The following is a 3,462-nucleotide window of genomic DNA, read 5'->3' as shown; positions in this document are numbered from 1 at the left end:
GAGCAGGCGCTGACCAGGGCGGGCCTGATCGCCGAGCGAGCTCCGCGCTTCGCAGGCCACTGGATGGCCGCGGCGGAAGCGCTCGCGCACGGCCCGACCCAGGTCGCGGTGGCGGGGGAGACCGACGAGGACCGGACCGCGCTGTCCGTCGCCGCACGCAGGCACGCGCCGGGCGGTGCGGTCGCGGTGGCCGGACCACCGGAGGCCGAGGAGGTGCCGCTGCTGGCCGGGCGACAGCTGGTGGACGGACGAGCCGCCGCCTACGTCTGCCGCGGGTACGTCTGCGACCGGCCGGTCACTTCCGTCGAAGACCTGGTTTCCGCGCTGGCCCGCTGAACTCGCCTGCGCGGCGAGATCAGGCGTACAGCGCGAGCCAGATCGACACGTGGTGGCAGATCGCCGCCGCGGACACCGCGGAGTGGAAGAACTCGTGGTACCCGAAGGTCTTCGGCCACGGGTCGGGCCACCGGGTCGCGTAACCGATCGCGCCCAAGGTGTAGAGCACGCCACCGACGATCAGCAGCACGAACGCCGCAACGCCCGCGTTCGACAACAGCTCCGGCAGCACGAATAGCGCCACCCAGCCCAACGCCACGTACACCGGCACGCCTACCCAGCGCGGACCGTTCGGCCAGGCCAGCTTGAGCACCACCCCGCCGAGCGCACCGCCCCACACCACGGCGAGCACGACGGCACCGGTCTTGGGCTGCATCGCCAGCATCGCGAACGGTGTGTACGTGCCCGCGATGAACAGGAAGATCATCGAGTGGTCCAGCCTGCGCATCCAGGTGCGCGCGCCCACCGTGCGCCACGTCTTGCGGTGGTAGATCGCGCTCACCCCGAACAGGCCGAGCACTGTTGCCACGTAGACCGAGGCGCCCAGCGCCGCGGCGGCGGAGACGGTGGCGGCGGCCAACGCGATCAGCGTCGCGCCCGCGGCGACCGCGACCACCAGGGACCAGAAGTGGATCCAGCCGCGCATCCTGGGTTTGACGAACGCGGCGGGGCGGCGGGCGGACACAGCGCTACTCACAACACGGAGGTTACGGCACCGTAGGTTCGAGGTGCCGCGCGCCTCGGTGGAGACCTCCGTTGCACTCGCGAGCCGTTCGCGGCGCGATGGCGGGTCGTTCGCAGACGGAGGGACCACCCGGGTGGCCGAGAGCACCCGCGTAGTCTCAGGGAGCGTGGCGCTCAAGGTTCGTCTGCGGGAACTCATCTATGACGTTTACGAGTGGCGGTTGCGCCGCCAGCTCACCGGCGCGCGGGCACCCCGGCACGTAGGCGTGATCCTGGACGGCAACCGTCGCTGGGCGCGCGAGGCCGGGCTGGACATCGCGCACGGGCACCGCGCGGGCGCGCGCAAGATCAGCGAACTGCTCGGCTGGTGCCAGGAGGCCAAGGTCGAGGTCGTCACGCTGTGGCTGCTGTCCACCGACAACCTGGGGCGGACGAGCGCGGAGCTGGACGCCCTGCTGGAGATCATCAGCGGGGTCGTGGACGAACTCACCGACCCGGACAGCCCGTGGCGGGTGCGGATCGTCGGCGCCCTGGACCTGCTGCCCACCGAGACGGCCGCGCGGCTCTCGGCGGCGGCACTGCGCACCGAGGGGCGCAGCGGGATGCAGGTCAACGTCGCGGTCGGCTACGGCGGGCGGCAGGAGATCACCGAAGCGGTGCGCAAGCTGCTGCTGCAGCACGCCGAGGCCGGCACGTCGATCGAGGAACTGGCCGAGTTCCTCAACGTCGACCACATCTCCGAGCACCTCTACACCTCCGGCCAGCCGGACCCGGACCTGCTGATCCGCACGTCCGGTGAGCAGCGGTTGTCCGGGTTCATGCTGTGGCAGTCGGCGCACTCGGAGTTCTGGTTCTGCGAGGCGTACTGGCCGGCGTTCCGCCGGGTCGACTTCTTGCGCGCGCTGCGCGAGTACTCGGCGCGGCACCGGCGCTACGGCGGCTGATTTCGCGGCCCGGACTCGCCGGGCTCGTGCTGGAGGCCCCTGAACATGCTGGAGGGCCAGGCCCAACGGACCTGGCCCTCCGCGCACATCCACACGAGCGCCTACGTGTGTCAGCCCTCGACCGACGGGTGGTCGGTCAGCGGCGCGTTCACGCAGTTGCTGGACTGCGGGGACAGCACCGGCACGACCGCACCCAGCACCGCGGCGTTGCTGCCGCACGCCTGGATCGGCGCAACGCTGGCGTTGTTGTCGTTGAGCAGGTTCACGCCGTCGTTGTCGGCGGTGTCGGCGTTCGCCATCGGGGCCAGCGCCATCAGACCGGCCGCCGCGCCTGCGAGAACCACAGCCTTCTTCAGCATTCTGTTACTCCATTCACTTGCTTACTTGCCGCGGGAAAACCCCGGTCCGCCGAATTACGGTTCGGCTTACGTGGCGGACCCCGATGTGCTTCGACGGGGAAATCCCAGCTCATCGGTTCGGGGCGGGGGAGGAAAAACACCGGCGGTAGTGCTTGCGTACATCTCCGGCGCTTGCCGGGTCCGCCGGTGCGAAAACCTCGAATCAACACGGGCTGATCGTCCGAAGGTGACCGACCGGGAGAACCGGGAATGCTTTCCCGGTCGGGCAGTGGGCATCCGGACGCTTCGCGCGGTGACCGAGGTCGCCGGGGTCGCTCAGCCTTCCGCCGACGGGTGGTCGGTGAGCGGCGCGTTCACGCACTGGCTGGGCTGCGGCGACAGGATCGGCACAACCGCCCCGGCCACGGCGGCGTTGGTGCCGCACGCCTGGACCGGCAGCACGCTCACGTTGTTGCCGTTGAGCAGGTTGACGCCGTCGTTGTCGGCGCTGTCGGCGTTGGCCATGGGGGCCAGCGCCATCAGACCGGCCGCCGCACCGGCGACGACCACAGCCTTCTTCAGCACTTGGATGCTCCTTGTAGTTCGGGACGTGGCTAGTGCGTTTCCCCGAAGTCCGGAAGTTCTTTCGGGGGAGCACCTGGCGGAAAACTTAACCAATCCCGAAGGCGGATGCCCAGCCGGTTAACACCATCGTGTATCTAATCGACTCAGCCCTAAAGGTGAGACCGTTTCGCATGTTCCGAACATGTTTCGGGAAATGCGAGCCAATACCATTCGCTGATCGCCCGCGCGAACTCGGGTTCCGCCCGATGTCCCCGAGTCGTACTGTCCGGACGTGGACGCCCACCAGGTCGTTAACGAGTACGTGCTGCTCGGGCTACGCCTCGATCGGCTCGAACCCGGTGCCGTCGAAGCCTTCGCGGGCGATCCGCTGCTGCGCCATCGGGCTGCCCGCGAGGCACCTCCGGCACCGTCGCGGCTGGTAGCGAGCGTGCAGCGGCTTCGCGCGGCACTGCCCGGCTGCGGCCTTTCCGCGCCGCGCGAGGAGTTCATCACCGCCCAGCTCCCCGCGCTGGAATGCACCGCGCACCGGCTCGCCGGGCGAGAGCTCCCGCTCGCGGACACCGCCGAGCGCTGCT

The 3,462-nt window shown here is 69.6% G+C and carries 4 protein-coding genes and 2 pseudogenes; 3 read left to right on the top strand and 3 right to left on the bottom strand.

The window, feature by feature from the left end; all coding sequences use genetic code 11:
- Window positions 1-336 (top strand): annotated as a pseudogene (locus tag IJH84_RS23165) (N-acylglucosamine 2-epimerase); the annotation flags it as partial.
- A 19-nt stretch (window positions 337-355) separates the two neighbouring features.
- Here IJH84_RS23165 and IJH84_RS23160 read toward each other — a convergent pair.
- Window positions 356-1,033, bottom strand: coding sequence for a hemolysin III family protein (locus IJH84_RS23160; RefSeq protein ID WP_367269080.1), 678 nt, complete (start codon window positions 1,031-1,033; stop codon window positions 356-358).
- 154 nt (window positions 1,034-1,187) lie between these two features.
- Between IJH84_RS23160 and IJH84_RS23155 the strand changes: the two genes are divergently transcribed.
- Entirely contained in the window at window positions 1,188-1,964 is a 777-nt protein-coding gene (locus IJH84_RS23155) for an isoprenyl transferase (protein ID WP_295148961.1), read from the top strand.
- A 110-nt stretch (window positions 1,965-2,074) separates the two neighbouring features.
- Here IJH84_RS23155 and IJH84_RS23150 read toward each other — a convergent pair whose 3' ends face one another.
- Both IJH84_RS23150 and IJH84_RS23145 read right to left on the bottom strand, forming a co-directional pair.
- Window positions 2,075-2,323: a hypothetical protein gene (locus IJH84_RS23150; protein ID WP_200069310.1), complete on the bottom strand. Its 249-nt coding sequence runs from the start codon at window positions 2,321-2,323 to the stop codon at window positions 2,075-2,077.
- 315 nt (window positions 2,324-2,638) lie between these two features.
- Window positions 2,639-2,887 (bottom strand): hypothetical protein, encoded by a 249-nt coding sequence (locus IJH84_RS23145; RefSeq protein WP_295148958.1) that lies wholly within the window; start codon window positions 2,885-2,887, stop codon window positions 2,639-2,641.
- A gap of 271 nt (window positions 2,888-3,158) precedes the next feature.
- Between IJH84_RS23145 and IJH84_RS23140 the strand changes: the two are divergent.
- Window positions 3,159-3,462, top strand: a pseudogene (locus IJH84_RS23140) (DUF885 domain-containing protein); the annotation flags it as partial.

It is taken from the genome of Saccharopolyspora sp. (assembly GCF_017434145.1).
GTDB classification, from domain to species: Bacteria; Actinomycetota; Actinomycetes; order Mycobacteriales; family Pseudonocardiaceae; genus Saccharopolyspora_C; species Saccharopolyspora_C galaxeae.
This window is presented reverse-complemented; position numbering and strand designations above follow the sequence as displayed.

Excerpts from the sequence above, each read along its gene's own strand:
- IJH84_RS23150 (WP_200069310.1), bottom strand. The coding sequence starts at position 2,323 with ATGCTGAAGAAGGCTGTGGTTCTCGCAGGCGCGGCGGCCGGTCTGATG.